The organism is Corynebacterium endometrii (assembly GCF_004795735.1).
Lineage (GTDB): Bacteria > Actinomycetota > Actinomycetes > Mycobacteriales > Mycobacteriaceae > Corynebacterium > Corynebacterium endometrii.
In genome coordinates this window covers 1,419,523-1,436,028 of the sequence record NZ_CP039247.1, presented here as the reverse complement: position 1 = coordinate 1,436,028, position 16,506 = coordinate 1,419,523, and the positions used below count along the sequence as shown (strand labels likewise).

Annotated in this window: 17 protein-coding genes; 9 read left to right on the top strand and 8 right to left on the bottom strand. The window is 59.9% G+C overall.

The annotated features are described in order from the left end of the window. Positions 1–5: 5 nt before the first annotated feature. The 5 genes from CENDO_RS06500 to CENDO_RS06480 all read right to left on the bottom strand — a co-directional run bounded on the left by CENDO_RS06500 (position 6) and on the right by CENDO_RS06480 (position 4,852). Positions 6–686, bottom strand: a complete 681-nt coding sequence (locus tag CENDO_RS06500; RefSeq protein ID WP_136141307.1) for an iron-dependent transcriptional repressor DtxR — start codon at positions 684–686, stop codon at positions 6–8. Between the two features lie 238 nt (positions 687–924). Next, positions 925–1,929 carry a sigma-70 family RNA polymerase sigma factor gene (locus CENDO_RS06495; protein WP_136141306.1) on the bottom strand — a complete coding sequence of 335 codons (1,005 nt, stop codon included), beginning with the start codon at positions 1,927–1,929 and terminating at the stop codon, positions 925–927. 243 nt (positions 1,930–2,172) lie between these two features. Beyond that, the gene (gene dtd / locus CENDO_RS06490) at positions 2,173–2,616 is read right to left on the bottom strand and encodes a D-aminoacyl-tRNA deacylase (protein WP_136141305.1); all 444 of its coding nucleotides are present in this window, start codon (positions 2,614–2,616) and stop codon (positions 2,173–2,175) included. 5 nt (positions 2,617–2,621) lie between these two features. Continuing rightward, positions 2,622–4,181 carry a DUF7782 domain-containing protein gene (locus CENDO_RS06485; protein ID WP_136141304.1) on the bottom strand — a complete coding sequence of 520 codons (1,560 nt, stop codon included), beginning with the start codon at positions 4,179–4,181 and terminating at the stop codon, positions 2,622–2,624. A 119-nt stretch (positions 4,182–4,300) separates the two neighbouring features. Then, complete coding sequence (locus tag CENDO_RS06480) at positions 4,301–4,852, bottom strand: DUF3099 domain-containing protein (protein WP_136141303.1); 552 nt, start codon at positions 4,850–4,852, stop codon at positions 4,301–4,303. A 58-nt stretch (positions 4,853–4,910) separates the two neighbouring features. Between CENDO_RS06480 and CENDO_RS06475 the strand changes: the two genes are divergently transcribed. The 3 genes from CENDO_RS06475 (at position 4,911) to CENDO_RS06465 (ending at position 7,650) form a co-directional block, all read left to right on the top strand. Beyond that, positions 4,911–5,153 (top strand): DUF3039 domain-containing protein, encoded by a 243-nt coding sequence (locus CENDO_RS06475; protein WP_136141302.1) that lies wholly within the window; start codon positions 4,911–4,913, stop codon positions 5,151–5,153. Beyond that, complete coding sequence (locus CENDO_RS06470; RefSeq protein WP_136141301.1) at positions 5,150–6,910, top strand: DEAD/DEAH box helicase; 1,761 nt, start codon at positions 5,150–5,152, stop codon at positions 6,908–6,910. The genes CENDO_RS06475 and CENDO_RS06470 overlap by 4 nt, the downstream gene beginning before the upstream one ends. A gap of 170 nt (positions 6,911–7,080) precedes the next feature. After that, positions 7,081–7,650, top strand: a complete 570-nt coding sequence (locus tag CENDO_RS06465) for a hypothetical protein (protein WP_136141300.1) — start codon at positions 7,081–7,083, stop codon at positions 7,648–7,650. 221 nt (positions 7,651–7,871) lie between these two features. On the opposite strand, the gene CENDO_RS06460 is transcribed toward CENDO_RS06465, so the two are convergent. Next, on the bottom strand, positions 7,872–9,272 hold the full coding sequence (locus tag CENDO_RS06460) for an RNA polymerase sigma factor (protein WP_136141299.1): 1,401 nt from the start codon (positions 9,270–9,272) through the stop codon (positions 7,872–7,874). 253 nt (positions 9,273–9,525) lie between these two features. Then, complete coding sequence (gene ppgK, locus CENDO_RS06455; protein WP_136142184.1) at positions 9,526–10,272, bottom strand: polyphosphate--glucose phosphotransferase; 747 nt, start codon at positions 10,270–10,272, stop codon at positions 9,526–9,528. A 98-nt stretch (positions 10,273–10,370) separates the two neighbouring features. On the opposite strand from ppgK, the gene CENDO_RS06450 reads away from it, so the two are divergent. Together CENDO_RS06450 and CENDO_RS06445 are read left to right on the top strand one after the other, a co-directional pair. After that, a complete protein-coding gene (locus tag CENDO_RS06450; RefSeq protein ID WP_246014196.1) occupies positions 10,371–11,273 on the top strand; it encodes an inositol monophosphatase family protein in 903 nt (300 codons plus the stop codon). Positions 11,274–11,609: 336 nt separating this feature from the next. Continuing rightward, the gene (locus CENDO_RS06445; RefSeq protein ID WP_136141298.1) at positions 11,610–11,900 is read left to right on the top strand and encodes a DUF4193 domain-containing protein; all 291 of its coding nucleotides are present in this window, start codon (positions 11,610–11,612) and stop codon (positions 11,898–11,900) included. Between the two features lie 165 nt (positions 11,901–12,065). Here the strand turns inward: CENDO_RS06445 and CENDO_RS06440 are convergent, their stop codons facing one another. After that, the gene (locus tag CENDO_RS06440; protein ID WP_342773398.1) at positions 12,066–12,626 is read right to left on the bottom strand and encodes a DUF3093 domain-containing protein; all 561 of its coding nucleotides are present in this window, start codon (positions 12,624–12,626) and stop codon (positions 12,066–12,068) included. Positions 12,627–12,754: 128 nt separating this feature from the next. Between CENDO_RS06440 and dut the strand changes: the two genes are divergently transcribed. The 4 genes from dut to CENDO_RS06420 all read left to right on the top strand — a co-directional run bounded on the left by dut (position 12,755) and on the right by CENDO_RS06420 (position 16,488). Then, positions 12,755–13,198, top strand: coding sequence for a dUTP diphosphatase (gene dut / locus CENDO_RS06435; RefSeq protein ID WP_210726589.1), 444 nt, complete (start codon positions 12,755–12,757; stop codon positions 13,196–13,198). A gap of 208 nt (positions 13,199–13,406) precedes the next feature. Next, positions 13,407–14,333 (top strand): DUF3710 domain-containing protein, encoded by a 927-nt coding sequence (locus CENDO_RS06430; RefSeq protein ID WP_136141296.1) that lies wholly within the window; start codon positions 13,407–13,409, stop codon positions 14,331–14,333. A gap of 170 nt (positions 14,334–14,503) precedes the next feature. Further along, positions 14,504–15,226, top strand: coding sequence for a DUF3159 domain-containing protein (locus tag CENDO_RS06425; RefSeq protein ID WP_136142181.1), 723 nt, complete (start codon positions 14,504–14,506; stop codon positions 15,224–15,226). Then, on the top strand, positions 15,223–16,488 hold the full coding sequence (locus CENDO_RS06420) for a class I SAM-dependent RNA methyltransferase (protein WP_136141295.1): 1,266 nt from the start codon (positions 15,223–15,225) through the stop codon (positions 16,486–16,488). The genes CENDO_RS06425 and CENDO_RS06420 overlap by 4 nt, the downstream gene beginning before the upstream one ends. Positions 16,489–16,506 lie beyond the last annotated feature (18 nt).

Below are 16,506 nucleotides of genomic sequence, written 5' to 3'. Positions count from 1 at the left end.
GATTGTTAGTTCTCCTCGACTCGAATTGCGTGGGCCAAGTCATCATCGAGCTCCACTTCGTGGCCAGACTCTGAAGTAATAGTCACAGTTCCTTTGCTATTTAGCACCGTGACCATGCTGCCGACGCGAATTCCCGCGGACTCAAGCTGGCGAAATTGTGCCGGATCCACCTGCAGGATCTCATTGATTTGCACAACTTTTGCCTGGACTTCCTTGGCAGTAGGCAGATCAATAGCTCGCGTACCGACCTTTGTATCCAAGGTCTTGTATCCCAATTCGTCCAACGCAGGAATCGGGTTGCCGAAAGGGCTGCGAGATGGGTCATCAAGTACAGCAACCATGCGGCGCTCCACGTCCTCACTCATCACATGCTCCCAGCGGCAGGCCTCCTCATGGACCTGATGAATATCGAGCCCCAGGATGTCCGTCAATAGGCGTTCAGCCAAGCGGTGCTTGCGCATAACCGCCGTGGCTAATTCGCGCCCCTCCGCGGTTAATTCCAAGCTCCTATCGGGGCGGACAATTAAAAGCCCATCGCGTTCCATGCGTGCCACTGTCTGGGACACGGTAGGGCCTGACTGCTCAAGGCGTTCCGCGATACGCGCGCGAAGCGGCGTGATGCCCTCTTCTTCAAGTTCGTAAACGGTGCGCAGATACATTTCAGTGGTATCGACAAGGTCCTTCACGTGGACACGCCTTTCTTAAGTCAAAATGCTTCAACTAATTTACCTACACACATTAGCGCACTTGCGTGTAGTGCAACGGGTGCGCCGTTGGTGAGAAGGGTTAACTGGTAGGACGGGCGGTGGCGCGCGACACACGCCCGGTCGTTCCGTAGATATGCTGCAACCCCCTCAACGGGTCGAGATACCGAGTCAAGGGGGCGCAAGGTTGGGACGGGCTTAGCCACGCCTTTCACGTTAGCTAAAGGGCATATTCGCGCAGGCGGTCAGCGCGGTTGCCATCACGCAGCTTGGCCATAACTTCGCGCTCAATCTGGCGTACGCGCTCGCGGGAGAGGCCGAACTTGCGCCCAATCTGGTCCAGCGTGCGTGGGACTCCGTCATCCAAGCCGTAACGCAGGCGGATGACGTCCTGCTCGCGCTGCTCTAGGGTGCCAATGACATCGCGAATATCGTAGTGGCGCATGGACGCGACTACCGCGGTTTCAGCATCGGTCGCCTCGGCATCCTCGATAAAGTCACCAAGCGGGGCCTCTTCATCGGCGCCCACCGGCATGTCCAGCGAGACCGGATCGCGGGACTGGCGAAGCAACATCTCAATCTTGTCCTCATCGATGCCGGATTCCTCCGCCAGCTCCTCATTGGTTGCCTCGCGGCCCAACGACTGGTACATCTCCCTCTTAATGCGGGAGAGCTTGTTGACCTGCTCAACCAGGTGCACCGGGAGGCGGATGGTGCGTGATTGATCCGCCATGCCGCGGGTAATTGCCTGGCGAATCCACCACGTGGCGTAAGTGGAGAACTTGAACCCCTTAGCGTAATCGAACTTCTCCATCGCGCGGATTAGTCCCAGGTTCCCCTCCTGGATGAGATCCAACAGCGGCATCCCGCGGCCCGTGTAACGCTTAGCCAAAGAGACCACCAGGCGGAGGTTTGCTTCCAAGAGATGGGAGCGCGCCTTCTTGCCATCCTTGACCAGAATCTTCAGGTCACGTTTTTCGGCGCGAGTCAGTTTTTCGGCATTGTTGAGCTTGTACTCCGCATACAAACCAACCTCGATGCGCTGAGCCAGTTCAACCTCATCCTCAGCGGAGAGGAGTGCGGTTTTACCAATACCGTTGAGGTAAACACGGACTAGGTCAGCGGAGGGATTGTCATTGGTATGGCCGCGGCGCGAACCGCGGTCAATCTCTTTTTCTTCTTCCTCAGTTAGTGTTGTGGCCTTCGTCGTAGATGCGCTAGTCACTTACGGCCTCCTTTTGGGCTTTAAAAGGGCCAACCCTGGATGGGATATCCCTTAGCTTTTCGCCTGTACACCTAGTCCAACGGCCGGTAGGCGCTTTTAGTTCCCGGCGCCACAAAAACGTGTCAGATCACAGTGAAACTGCGCCAAATGGGGGTAGGAGAGGTGTGCTGAGCTGCGAGAATACGAAGGTTCCAGCCGATCGTGTTCGGCGTAACCAACTAGGTGCCCAGGCCTGCGTGGCTTTTAGACCTCCACAAGCACGGTGAATGGCCCCTCGTTGACGGAGGACACGCGCATCATTGCGCCGAATCTGCCTTCCTCGACGGTGAGTCCGCGCCCGCGAAGCAGGGAGGCAACCTTGTTGATGATCGGTTCGGCTACCTCACCCGGCGCGGCATCGGACCATGATGGGCGGCGGCCTTTGGCGGTGCGACCGTACAACGTGAACTGTGAGACAAGGAGGATCGGGGCGCCAGCATCCTCGACGGAAACCTCGCCGTCGAGGATGCGCAGCTCCGCTATCTTGCGCGCCATGGTTTCCGCCTTAGCGTCCGCGTCGGCTTCATCGTCGCGGGCTACCCCCACGAGCGCTAGTAGGCCGCCGGTCTCGGGCGCCTCGATGCTGCCCACGGTCTCTCCATCTACCGTGACCGATGCGCTAGATACGCGGGTCAGTACTGCCTTCATCTGCCTTAAACCTCCAAGAGTTCCGCAGGGATTATCAACCCGTGGCGAACCAAGTCCACGACCGCGGGGACTGCGGATGCCAGCAATTCTTCCTCGTCGAAGCCGTGGAGCGTTGCGTATAACTCGACAGTCTCGGCAAGGCTGAGGCCCTGTGGATTTAGCCCGGCGACTATGGCCGCCAAGTGCTCGTCTACCTGATGGGACCAGCGGGGGCCGTCGGTACGCGTCAGGCGTAGAGCGGCCCGGCTAAACCCTTGGCCAAGTTCCGTGTCGGGAAGGCTGACGTCTTCTTTTGCGAGAGCCGGCCGGACGGCAAAGTGTTTATGTTCCAACTCGCCCGGGACTAGGGAGCGGAGCCACGCGACACGTGCAAAGTATTCCTCAACCTCTGGGCCGAGTGGGTCCTCGAAACGCTGCGGCATCTCCTCGGCAAGGATGTCCGAGGGCTGGTCATCACCGATGTTTTGGATGGCCACGAATCCAAAGCCTATGCCCGTAACGTCATTATCGGCGAAGTGCTCCAGCCACGCCTGGGAGCGGGAGCGACCCTCAGGGGTACGCACATCGACGGATTCGTCCTTGAGCCAGGTCGAAACGTACAGCGCGGGATCCGCTACGTCGCGCTGAATAATCCATGCCGCGACGCCCTTGTCCGGTAACCAGCTCGCCACGCGTTGCTGCCACGATTCATCACCACCATGGACCCACGCGGCGAGGATATGAGCAGTGCCTGCCGGGGTGAGGTGGCGAGGAGCCGTGGAAATTACCAGCCTGCTGGCCTCATCGAGGTTCAATCCGGAATCTCGGTAGACATGGCCCACCTCCGGCAAACCCACCACGAATGGCGGGTTAGCCACCACGCGGTCGAAGGTCCGGTCCCGGACCGGTTCGAACCACGGTCCCTGTAGAAACTCCACCTGCGCATCCGCACCGGCTGCGGCAACGGTCGCCCGGGCCAACTCCAGCGCCCTGGCATGGATATCCGTTGCCGTGATGGACTCGGCGCAGCTTAACTGCCCAAGTATCTGGATGCCGGAGCCGGTGCCCAAATCGAGCACCGTATTCACTGGGGATACCGAGGTGGACTGCAGCAGGGAGAGGCTCGCGGAACCCACGCCTAAGACGTGCTCGGAGCCCGGTACGTGGCTGATAAGGGATGCATCGACGTCCGAAAAGATCCATCGGTTGGCTCCCATGACGACGTGGGGGCGAATATCTAGCCCAATGCGGACGCTCCCGTTCCCATCGACGATGGCCACCCCGGAGTCAAGTAATTGTGTGGCAAGCCGCGCGCCCACAACGTCGGCGAGTACGGTTGCCGGGACTTCATCGTGCAGGATGAAAAGCCGAATCAGCCGGTCGAGTGGACTGTCACCGGAGGCGCCGAGCGCTACCGCAGCGGGCTCGCCCCGATGAAGCGCCTCGTAATACTCCGGGCCCAAGTGCCCAGCGATGCCATCGGCGGTAAAGCCAGCATCCTCAAAGAGTTCGATGAGCTCTGGCGCTAACTCGGCAACTGGATGATCGGGGGAGAGGCTGGGACAAAAAGAGGGGTCCTTACTCATGGTTCGGCCTGCTTTCTTAATGCAACGCGTTTAAAAAATATTTAACACCGCGCGAGCGCGGATGCTTGCCTGGTCCAAATTACAGGTTCCGGTCTACAGGCCGGGGAATTCGGCGGGACCTAACGGTCTCCGCTCGTAGGGCCGCTATCGCGAGCGGAAGGTTCCTCGTGGTCGATGACGTCCGCGCTCGAATCCGCGCGGGAACCGCCGCCTCTGGACTCAGGCGAACCCGGGGCCTGCGCTTCGTCCTGAGTATTAGCCTCCAGCGCCGCGCGGCGCTGGGCTTCCAATTCTGCCTCGTACTGGGCCTGCATTTGGCGGGCTATGGCCGGTTTGTACACGTTGCGTTCGCGCTTGCTTTGCTTTTTGCCGTGGTCATTAGCCTGCACCACCGCGACCCACGGTAACGGCAGGGTGACGGCGACTACCAAAGCGGCCCATAGCCATGCCTGATGGGCGTATATAAGGTAGAAGGCTAAGAGCAGAGATGGGATGCGTATGAACTGCAAAACGCCGTAGACCAGCTCGCGCCTGCGGCGGGATTGTCCGGGTGCTTCCTCTGCATCCGTGATAAGAGTTACCTCTTTGCGTCGGAGCGGAAGAAAGCCTTTCGCCGAATTATCCCTACGTGGGGCATCGCCAGTGCCGGTGTCAGGGTTTCTGGAGTCCATGGTTTATTAGACTAGACCTGACTGGCCGAATGGGACACTTTTGGGGCAAGATGGGGGCGTGAGTACCACTACTAAAACTATTGAGCGGCCAGATATTCGGGAACAGACATCTACCGGCGACGGGGATACTCCCAAGTTCTTCCACTACGTAAAGAAGGATCAGATTGTTGATTCCGCGGTCAACGGCAAGATGGTCGTTGCCCTGTGCGGTGAAACCTTCCCCGTCACTAAGCAGGCTAAGCCGGGCTCCCCGGTTTGCCCTGACTGCGAGCGCATTTATAAGGGTCTGCGCCGCAAGTGAGCCCAAAGAAACTCAACAACAAAGGAAAGCTCCGCGCGTGGCAGCAAGCGGCGCTGGACAAGTTCCTCAAGACCAAGCCGCAGGATTTCATGGCGGTGGCAACCCCAGGTGCAGGTAAGACCACCTTCGCCCTGAGGGTCGCAACCGAATTGGTTGAGGACCGCACCGTTGAGCGCGTGATCGTTGTGGTCCCCACCGAGCACCTTAAAGTCCAGTGGTCTGAGGCTGCGGCGCGTGTTGGGCTTTCCCTGGATCCGCATTTCACCAATTCCTCTGCCGTAAACCCAGCATTTGACGGCGTGGTGGTTACGTATGCCCAGGTGGGTATGCATCCCTATAAGCACCGCGCGGTGACCTCAGCGAGGCGTACCTTGGTCATCCTTGATGAGATACACCACGCCGGCGACTCGAAGAGTTGGGGTGATGGCGTCCGTGAGGCGTATGGCGATGCCGAGCATCGCTTGGCTCTTACCGGTACCCCTTTCCGTTCCGATGATTCCCCAATTCCATTCGTGCGTTACGAGGAGGACGGGGAAGGCCATCAAGTCTCACAGTCCGATCACGCTTATAACTATGGGCACGCGCTAGCCGACGGTGTGGTGCGCCCGGTCGTCTTCTTGACCTATTCTGGCGAGGCGCGTTGGCGTGACTCGGCCGGCGAGGAGTACGCGGCGCGGCTGGGGGATATCATGAACCCGGAGCAAACCGCCCGCGCCTGGCGCACAGCACTTGATCCCAAGGGTGACTGGATCCCGTCCGTTCTCGCCGCCGCCCATACGCGCCTGAAACAGATGCGCCGCAACATGCCAGACGCCGGCGGCCTGGTCATTGCTACCGACACGCAAACCGCCCGCGCCTACGCCAAGATCCTGAAGGAATTATCCTCCACGCCGGTATCGGTCATCCTGTCCGATGAGCCAGGTTCTTCCGAGCGCATCAATGAATTTTCCAATAATACGGATGAGTGGATGGTGGCCGTCCGCATGGTGTCAGAGGGAGTCGACGTCCCCCGCCTTGCCGTTGGCGTGTATGCCACATCGTCTTCCACGCCGCTGTTCTTCGCCCAGGCTATCGGCCGCTTCGTCCGCTCCCGTATGCCGGGTGAGACCGCAAGCGTGTTCCTGCCCTCCGTTCCGGTATTGCTCAGCTTGGCGGAGAATATGGAAAAGTCCCGCGACCATGTCCTGGGAAAGCCGGATCGGCCAAAGGATGGTTGGGATGATGACCTGCTTGAGCAGGCCAACAAAAAGCAGAGCGAACCGGATGAAGCTAAGTCCTACGAGTCCCTCGGGGCCGAAGCGGAGTTTTCCTCCCTCATCTTCGACGGCTCATCCTTCAATACCGCCGCCATCGACGATGAGGACGCAGACTTCCTAGGCATTCCCGGTTTGCTGGATGCTGACCAGGTAAAAGACCTGCTGCGCAAGAAACAGGAAGAGGAAATGGACGCCCGCGCGGCCGAGGAAAAGGCCCGCAGGGCCGCTGAAGCCGCCGAGGAAAACCGCCGCAAAATATACGGCATGCCATCCGCGCCCAAGCGCACGGGGGCCGGGTCTAAAGACTCAGGGGTAGTCCTCGATGAAATAACCGAGCTGCGCAAAGAGCTGAATACGGTTGTCTCCATCACTGCGGGCAGGACCGGAAGGCCCCATGGCGCTATCCACACGGAGGCGCGCAAGGCGTGTGGCGGCCCGCCTACCGCGCTGTGCAATGCCGATCAGCTCCGCGAGCGCATCGAATACCTGCGCGCTTGGTAGGGTAGGCGCCTGCACGAAGCTAGATTGGGGCTGTATGCTGGCCGCTGCGGCGGCATGCGTGCTGTGCGGTACCCGGCGACGCGCCTAGCGGCGGACACAACCGGGGCAACGGTGCCGTATGTAGTATCCACTCAACCGAACGATTAGCAACTTTAGGAAGGCTATTACTTATGACCACCCCTCAAAACCCATACGGAGATGCAGATAGACGTCTTCCCAGCTACGGCGATTCCGACAATGGGGACAACGCAGCACCTCAGTACCCAGAAACCGGCGGGGCTGTGAGCCACCCGGGAGCAGAACCATTTGCTGCGGGAGCCGGTTACGAAGGCTACGAGCTTGATCCTGCGGGCCAAGAGGCGATCCAGCAGGAAGACCCCAAGCTAAATAAGCCCTCCATCCTGGCGGTGATAGTTCTCCTAGTGGGCGTGGTTAGCCTCTTCCTAGGCTTTATCCTCTTCGGTTTCATCACCGGCCTCGTAGGCGTCCTCTTGGGGCTTATCGCCCTGGTGCGCAACCGTAAGAAGGTGGGTAAGGCTCGCCGCACGTGGATGACGGTAGTGGGCATCATCCTGTCCATTATTGGCATTGGCCTGTCCGTCTTCATCTTTAGCCTATTTATCAATTCTCCCGAGGTGCAGGGCTGCCTCTACGATCCGGCCGGACAAGTGCGCAACCCGGACCAGGTCGAGGCTTGCCTGAATGAATTGGCAGTAAGCCTTCAGAATCAAGCTGGCTAGCCGCTTCAGGTCGGATTTCATACCCTAAGGCCCACACCGGCAAGGTGTGCCCCATCACCGCGGGCATGTCTTACCGGGGTGGGCCTTTTGCACTGGCAGCCAGTCCGCCGCCCGCCTAGCCCAGCCGGCAGGGTAGCGGAGGGCGGGGGGATAAAGCCGTACGCAGCGCAAAGCCCCGCCGATCCAATCGGATGGGCGGGGCTTTAACGAAAGGTCGCTGACTAATCGAGGTAGTCGCGCAGCACCTGGGAGCGCGATGGGTGGCGCAGCTTAGACATGGTCTTCGACTCAATCTGGCGGATGCGCTCACGCGTGACGCCATATACCTGGCCAATCTCATCCAGCGTGCGCGGCATGCCATCGGTCAGGCCAAAGCGCAGGCGAACTACGCCAGCCTCGCGTTCGGACAGGGTGGTCAGCACGTCCTGGAGCTGATCCTGCAGCAAGGTGAAGGACACTGCGTCGACCGCGATTACCGCCTCGGAGTCCTCGATGAAGTCACCCAGCTGGGAATCACCCTCATCGCCGATGGTCTGGTCCAGGGAAATTGGCTCACGAGCGTACTGCTGGATCTCCAGCACCTTCTCCTCGGTGATGTCCATTTCCTTAGCCAGCTCCTGCGGGGTTGGCTCGCGGCCCAAGTCCTGCAGCAGCTCACGCTGAATGCGACCGAGCTTGTTGATGACCTCGACCATGTGGACCGGGATGCGGATGGTGCGGGCCTGGTCGGCCATAGCGCGGGTGATGGCCTGGCGGATCCACCACGTAGCGTAGGTAGAGAATTTGTAACCCTTGGTGTAATCAAACTTTTCGACCGCGCGGATGAGGCCCAAATTTCCTTCTTGGATCAGATCCAAAAAGGCCATGCCTCGTCCGGTGTAGCGCTTTGCGAGGGAGACAACCAGACGCAAGTTTGCTTCCAAGAGGTGGTTCTTTGCCTTGCGGCCATCGCGGGCGATGGCGCGGTAGTCACGCTTCTTGGTAGGGGTGAACTTGGCGCTGGCATCGCCGGAGTCAACGGCCGCCTGCATCTCATCCATCAAGTGCTGGGCGTAGAGACCGGCTTCGATGCGCTTGGCTAGGGAGACCTCCTGCTCAGCGTTGAGCAGCGCAACCTTGCCGATTTGCTTGAGGTAGGCGCGTACGGAGTCGGCAGAGGCGGTCAGCTGCGCATCCTTGCGCGCCTGGCGCAGGGCGGCGGACTCTTCCTCATCCCAGACCGAGGAAACCTCTTCTTCGTCTTCCTCGTCCGCGTCGGTGATGTCACCTTCCTCGTCCTCGAACTCATCCTCGAGATCGGCGTTATCCGGATCGAAGTCAGGTTCCTCGTCGGAGTCATCGAGGGAAGGATCCACGTCCTGGTTCTCCAGCTCCTCCTCATCCTTGACAGACTCTTGAGACGCGGCAGGGGACGTGTCCTTCTTCGCCGCGGACTTGCGGGTGGTCTTCTTCGCCGTCTTCTTAGCGGACTTACGCGCAGACTTCTTGGCGGTCTTGCGCGTCGTCTTCTTTGCAGTTTTCCTGGCGGACTTCTTTGCCGTCTTCTTGGCAGTCTTTCGCGCAGGGGTAGTACCTTCTACGCCCTCATCGAGTGCCTTATCTGAAGAATCAGTGGCTGCCACGTACGCCCTTTCGCCTGTGAAAATGTTGACTAGGTCCCCCGCATAACGCCCAAAACCCACGCAGTTATCTCCTCGAGCCCCGCAAAAACTACGGGGGAGGAAATAGTGCTTAAGCTCCTTATTTCGGGCGGCGGGGGATATTCATTTAATGATCGACCGTCCAGTATAGATGATCTTTGCCCCATCGTGTTGAACCGGGCCGCTTAAACGGTCCGGTTCTTTACGTCAGGGGAGGCCTTATGGCGATGAACCTTTAAGGCCGAAGGCCGTCCTCGACGGCCATCGCAGCGCCCACGATACCCGCGGTGTTGCGCAATTGTGCTGGCAACACGGGGGTTTCGACGTCTAGGTAATGTCCCCACTTGTCGAACTTCCGCGAGATTCCGCCGCCAATGACGAACGCTGCGGGGCTAAAGAGCTTTTCATATTCGGCAAGAACGCGGTTGAGGCGTTCAACCCACTGCTCGTAGCTCAGTTCCTTGCGCTCGCGAACCGCCGAGGAGGCTTGCTTTTCCGCACTCTTCTTTCCGACGGTAATGTGCCCCAGCTCAGAGTTGGGGTAGAGCTGGCCATTGATAAATAACGCGGATCCGATGCCGGTGCCGAGGGTGAGGAATACCACCGGGCCCCGGCGGGTGATCTGATTTCCGTAGGCGACCTCAGCCAGGCCCGCGGCGTCCGCGTCGTTAAGGACGGTAAACGGGCGCTGCCCGAGATGCTGGCCGAAGAGTTCTTCTGCGTCCACCCCGATCCAACTTTTGTCGATATTGGCGGCGGACTGGATGACTTGGTTCCTCACCACCGCGGGGACGGTGATGCCCACCGGGCCGTCCCAGTCCTTCTCCTCGACAATGGCTGCTACGGTTTCGGCAACCGCTTCGGGAGTGGCTGGCTGAGGGGTTTTAATCTTCAGGCGTTCGCCCTCAAATGCGCCGCTGGCCAAATTGACCACGGCGCCCTTAATACCGGACCCGCCGATATCGATTCCGAAGGACAACATGTCCGCTTGGTCCGCTTTGTCTACGCGTGCGGTCGATGGCTGAGGCGCATTGGTTGTACTCATAGGCACCAAGTGTAGAGAAAAGGCATGATGGAGGTATGGAGAATCCTCAACCCAAAGAGCGCGCGAAGCGTGAAACGCCTTCTATGCCATTTTCCGTGGACCTAGTGGAACTGCGGGATTTGGCATCCTCGGTGGTGTTAGAAGCCGTGGACCTGATTGGTTCCATGCGGTCACGGTTCGAGCGTGCCGAGGGGCTCGGGGCGCATTCGACCACCAAATCCTCTGAGGTAGACCCGGTTACCGAGGTGGACACCGCCTCAGAGAGGTTTATTGTGGATACTTTACTTCGTGCCCGCCCGGGTGATGGAGTCCTGGGGGAGGAAGGTGCCTCAATTGAGGGGAGCTCCGGGGTGACTTGGATCGTGGACCCCATCGATGGCACCGTCAATTTCCTTTACGGACTGGAAGAGTATGCCGTTTCGGTCGGGGCGGTAGTAGACGGTCAGTTGGCCGTGGGGGTTGTGGCCAACGCGGCTAGGGCGACGCTCTACCGGGCTGCACGAGGGCATGGCGCCCAGCTCATTCGTGACCGTCATGTCATCCGCGAACTACATTGCCGGGAGGAAAAGGATCCCGCCCTGGCGTTGGTTGCTACGGGGTTTAGTTATTCCGCCCAGCGGCGTGCGCTGCAGGCTCAAGTGTTGACCCGTGTGTTACCACAGGTCCGCGATATTCGCCGGATGGGTGCCGCGGCCCTTGACTTGTGTCGGGTGGCGGAGGGGACCGTGGATGCGTATTACGAACACGGCATTAATGCATGGGACTATGCCGCCGGAGCGGTTATCGCCCGTGAAGCAGGGGCCATAGTCCATGAGCCGGGCATCGCCACGGCGGGCAAGGAGGGGATGGTGACGTGGGCGGCGTCGGGTGAACTGGCCCACAACTTCGAGGAAATTCTTAAAGGTTGCGGGGGTCTTGAGCCCATCCCTGGTTCGTAGCTGCGTGGCGGCTCGGCAGGGGCCATTAACGGCCGGCCGCTTATTCGAATGGTTGGGTCTTGCGCGCCTCGGCCGCGGAATGAAACCGGCTCTATCCGGCCGGTGGCGGGGGTAGCAAGAGTGGTTAAAATTCACCCCCGTAGGTATTGTGATACACCTCAAAAATTCTAGCGTTATTGCAGGTAAATGCTGCCTGAAGCCGCAGTGCTAGGGCGTGTTTCGGGCGGCGGGGGAAGCCAGGGCGTGGGGGAGTATGACAGATCCTGATCCGTGTTTTAGTATTCGCGATCGATAAAAGGACTGTCCCTGTGTACTCGCCGAAAAGGAAGAGCATCAATGGCAACTGATTACGACGCACCACGTCGACGCGCTGAAGACGAAATTGAGACCGACTCTCTCGAGGGGCTCAAGGCCGCGGAAGCTGAGAATAACGGCATGGACGATGACGGGGAGATTGTCGAGGCATTCGAGCCGCCGTCAGATGACTACACGGGCGAAGAGCTCAATGTAACCGTCATTCCTCGTAAGGAAAACGAGTTCACCTGTTCCTACTGCTTCCTGGTCCAGTCCAACAAGCGCTTCTCCCACGAGGAAGGCGGACAGCCGGTCTGCCTCGACTGCGCCTAGAAGCCGCCGCGAACGCGAAAAGGCAACAATCCCGCATTCACCGCGTAAGAGCGAAAATCTTACGCCCAGTCCGCCCGCTACGGCGTGCTCCCCATCCTAGGGGCGCCGCCGCAACTTCCGCTTGGGGCTGGTGTTAGGTGAATGCGGGATACTCGGTTTTCGCGTCTATTTCTTACGGAGCGGGGTTAGGGCCTCGTCCAATTGCTGCGGTACGAATGCCTCCAGCAAAGCCTCTGGGTTCTTAGCCGCCACCAGCCAGTACGGAGTCGAATCCTCCGGGTCATCCAGGACGAACATCGCCAATTGCTTGACCCATGGGCGGGTCACCAGGAACGCGGCTGGATCTAACTGTGGTCCAAGGGCCGCACGGCGAGCGGAAGCGGGCACTGCCAGGCTGCGCGCAACTACATCGTGCGGCAGCTGGGCGTCACCGGCGATCAGCCAGCGGGTGCCGTCAGGGTCTTGTTCCACGCTGACGGTGGTTTTAGACCATGCCAGCAGAATCCAGATGGCGATAATGCTGGTGATGATGAAGGCCCCCACGCCCCAGGCGATGGAGCGGTTTAGGCCCAGGGAACCCGTGGTGATGATGACCACTATCAAGGCCAGGGGCCAAAAATGCCAGGGCACCCAGTGCCGCTCGCTGTACAGCACGGTGGAACTACCCTGAGCGGGGGTTTGAGTGGAATCTGGGAGTGGGAAAGATTCTTCGTCCTTATTAGTCACGGTTAACCATTGTAGACCGCAACTGACCGATTACCGCTAAGGGCGGTAGGCTGTGGGGCGTGAGTAAGCATGACGAAAATAGCTACGACAATTTCTGCGGAGGCTCAGCCTATCCGGCTACAGAGCCGCTGAGCCCCTATGGCGATGTCTTGGTCAAGCGCCTCGACAAGGACCTCCCCCTGCCGCGACGCGCGCACCGTGGTGATGCGGGCGCCGACCTGTACGCAGCAGAAGACGTTACCTTAGCCCCAGGTGAACGGGCATTAATTGGTACAGGCATCGCCATCGCTTTGCCTTTGGGCACCGTTGGGCTGATTCACCCGCGCTCCGGTTTGGCCGCCAAGCAGGGATTGAGCGTGGTTAACACTCCAGGCACGGTAGATGCAGACTATCGCGGTGAAATCAAGGTATGCCTCATCAATCATGACCTGCACAACTCGATCGAGATCGCCCGCGGGATGCGCATCGCGCAACTGGTGATCCAACGCGTGGAACTAGTGGGCTTTGCAGAGGTCGACGAGCTAGATAGCACCGTTCGCGGCGCCGGCGGTCACGGCTCGACTGGTGTGTAGCGGCCAGGCGGTGTACCCCGCCGCTGGGGGCTTCGCCTGCTTGGTGGTTCGCGCGGGATAGAGGTATTTACGCCGTAGGTCGCTCTAGCTAGTGGACCGGCATGGAAAGCGCAACGCACGTATACGTCAGGCGGAATCTGGGTAACCTGATTGCTTGGCTGGAAAAACAGGAACCTGTAGAAATAACGAACCTAAGGATTGACGCGATATGGCACTGTGGCCGTTTGGAAAGAAAGACAAAGACACCGAAGCTGACCCAGTAACGGAGGCGCTGGACGCGAGCCCCTCACAGAGCTCCGGCTCGGGGCAGGATGGCAACGCGGGCGCCGCCACCGCGGAATTCGGGGTCGCTCACGAAGCTGAGGCGGCGGATTCCTCGGCTGATGCAGCGCCACAGGAAAAACCATCTGAAATGAGCGTCAAGGCCGTTGCGCATGATGCCGTTAATGGAAACTCTGGTCCGTTCGATGGTGACTCTGTAGACATCACGGACTTTGATTTCTCCGACTTTTCGGTGGGAATCCTTGACCTAGGATCGATGAAGATCGCTTTGCCAAAAGGCTCGCAGGTCCAGGTCGAGATGGGCGAGAATGGCCCAAAGATGCTCCACATTGTCACTAAGGTGGGCCGCATCACTCCGGTGGCCTTTGCGGCACCGCGCAGCGCGGGACAGTGGGCTAGTGCCGCCGGTGAATTAGTCCAAGGGATTGAACGGGACGGCCTTCAGGCCCACCTCGAAGACGGACCGTGGGGCACTGAAATCGTGGGCACGAATCCCAATGGCACCATTCGCATCATTGGCGTTGAAGGACCACGATGGATGTTGCGCATGACGCTCGCCGCCCCCCAAGGCATGGAAGGTGACTTGGCGGACTTAGCGCGTGAGGTCATCGCGCGGACCTTCGTCTACCGTGGCGAATCCCCAATCCTGGCCGGAAACTCGCTGCCGGTGACCATGCCGCAGCAGCTGGTAGAGCAGGTCCGCCAGGCGATGGAACAGCGCCAATCGCAGGCCCAGCAGGAGGCCCAGCGCGCGCAGGCCGCGCCCGAACGTAACAGTGCGGAAGATGAAGCCGCTTCCCAGTTGCGCGAGCTGCGTGATGAACAGGGGCAAGGCAACGAGCCGGAGCGCTAAACCGATACTCTTGGCACGATCGCGGGTTGATACGCGGGGTAAGCCCTAGGCTGCCGGTGCCAGTTACTATTCATAACTCACAGAAGAGGATATGCACACACGTGGCAGATGATAACCAGCCGCAGCGGCTAGAGCGTAAGCCCTTAGAAGAGCAGACCCTGCTTGAGCAGATGGGCGGGATTACCGGCCTTGTATCAGCCACCCTTCCGGTGCTGGTTCTCATCCCCGTCAATAGCCTGTGGGGGCTAACCCCAGCGCTGATAGCCGCTGTCGGCGCGGCCGCGCTCATCATGGTCTGGCGCCTACTGTGCAAGGAGACCATCCAGCCCGCAATATCCGGCCTACTGGGGGTGGCCCTCTGCGCGGCGATTGCGTGGTTTACCGGCGATGCGAAGGGATACTTCCTCTACGGCATTTGGGCTTCGTTGGTGCTTTTCGCCGCGGCGTTCGCATCCGTACTGTTCAGGTGGCCGGCGGTAGGTGTCATCTGGAAGGGGATTAATGGCGAAGAGATGGCCTGGCGCCATGTGCCGCAGGCGCTTCGCGCGTACACGTACGCCACCCTGGGATGGTGTGCGGTATTCTTAGCCCGCTTCCTTGTGCAGAACAACATCTACAACTCGGACGATTCAACAACCACCCTCGGCGTGGTTCGGATCCTCATGGGGTGGCCGCTTACCGGCCTGGTTACCGCGCTGACAGTATGGATGGTGCGCAAGGCTGATAAGGCGGTGGAGGCCGCGGAGGCCGGGCAAATCCCGGCGGTGATGGACGCCCAAGCGGCCGCAACCAACGCGCAACCGGCCGATATTCCCAGCCCAGCGGATCCGCGGCAGGTTAAAGAAGCCCAGCCCGGGGCTGTGATTAATCCTCCAGAAGAACGGAAGCAATGACAAAGCAGTTAGAAAAAGGCCAATCTATCCAAATTCGCGTGGACCGCATGGCCCACGGGGGCGAAGGCATTGGCAAAGCCGAGGACGGACGCATCGTTTTCGTCCGCGGGGCCGCGCCCGGAGATACGGTGACCGCGACCCTAACCAAGGTTAAAAAGTCTATGGCGTTCGCCGAGGTAGCCTCCGTCGTCGAGGCCGGAGAGTACCGCACTGAATCCTCCTGCCCGGCTGCGGACGCGGGCGCAGGGTGCTGCGATTTTTCCTTCGTCGTGCCGGAAAAGGAACCCGAGCTTAAAGCTAGCGTGCTGCGCGACCAATTAGGCCGGGTGGCAAAATTAGAGGAAATCCCGGCGATTCACGTAGTAGACCTTTTGCCGCACCGCCACTGGCGCACGCGGGTGCGCCTGGGCGTTGACTCACAGGGGCGTGCGGGGCTGCGCAAGAAGGGCTCCCATGAGCTCGTCACCGACGAAGTGTGCACCCAACTGGTCGACGGCTTGGTGGATGGAATCGTGGGGGAAGGTGCCCGCAGGTTTACCCCGGGCTCAGAGGTCATTGTGGTTCTCGATTCCCAGGATAAGCGTCACGTAGTAGAAAGCAGAAAGGCCTCCCGGGGCCGCCGCGTGGAAACCATCACCCAGGTCATCGAGGGCTCGGGCACGGTGGTCGAGACCGCGGATGACATTGATTTCAGTTTCCCGGCAACGGCTTTTTGGCAGGCGCATGGCGCGGCACCGGATGAGTACGCGGAGATCGTTCGCCGCATGCTCGCCGGCACCGTCCGCGCGGGGCAGCCGCCAGTGGGTTGGGACCTGTACGGCGGAGTAGGACTTTTTGTCCCGGCGCTGGCCGAATCCCTTGAAGACGCCGCCCGTGCCGTCAACCGTGGCGAGAGTGCGCCGACAAAGGTCATCTCTGTGGATTATTCCCCCGCCGCGACCGCCGCGGAACAGCCGGGTCTGTCTGCCTACGATGTTGAGGTCATCACCAACAAGGTGGAAAAGGTGGCAGATCAGTTGATTGCGCCTACCGCAGTGGTGCTGGATCCGCCGCGTACGGGCGCGGGTAAGGAAGTAATCTCCACGGTTGCCGCCGCTGGGCCGGCTCGAATCGTGCACATCGGCTGCGATCCCGCCACCTTCGCTAGGGACGTGGCCTACTGGGGCGCGCATGGTTACGAGGTCAACGATTTGGTTATGGTCAACGCGTTTCCCGGAACGTCCCATTTTGAAACGCTTGCGCGCCTGGTACCAGCCAGCTGACACGCTCCGCGTGGGTAC

Bases quoted from the DNA above. Each gene is read 5' to 3' on its own strand.
- CENDO_RS06465 (WP_136141300.1), top strand. From the start codon at position 7,081: ATGACCACCCCTCAAAACCCATACGGAGATGCAGATAGACGTCTTCCC.
- CENDO_RS06430 (WP_136141296.1), top strand. From the start codon at position 13,407: ATGGCACTGTGGCCGTTTGGAAAGAAAGACAAAGACACCGAAGCTGAC.
- ppgK (WP_136142184.1), bottom strand. From the start codon at position 10,272: ATGTTGTCCTTCGGAATCGATATCGGCGGGTCCGGTATTAAGGGCGCC.
- CENDO_RS06480 (WP_136141303.1), bottom strand. From the start codon at position 4,852: ATGGACTCCAGAAACCCTGACACCGGCACTGGCGATGCCCCACGTAGG.
- CENDO_RS06485 (WP_136141304.1), bottom strand. From the start codon at position 4,181: ATGAGTAAGGACCCCTCTTTTTGTCCCAGCCTCTCCCCCGATCATCCA.
- CENDO_RS06450 (WP_246014196.1), top strand. From the start codon at position 10,371: ATGGAGAATCCTCAACCCAAAGAGCGCGCGAAGCGTGAAACGCCTTCT.
- CENDO_RS06445 (WP_136141298.1), top strand. From the start codon at position 11,610: ATGGCAACTGATTACGACGCACCACGTCGACGCGCTGAAGACGAAATT.
- dtd (WP_136141305.1), bottom strand. From the start codon at position 2,616: ATGAAGGCAGTACTGACCCGCGTATCTAGCGCATCGGTCACGGTAGAT.
- CENDO_RS06420 (WP_136141295.1), top strand. From the start codon at position 15,223: ATGACAAAGCAGTTAGAAAAAGGCCAATCTATCCAAATTCGCGTGGAC.
- CENDO_RS06425 (WP_136142181.1), top strand. From the start codon at position 14,504: ATGGGCGGGATTACCGGCCTTGTATCAGCCACCCTTCCGGTGCTGGTT.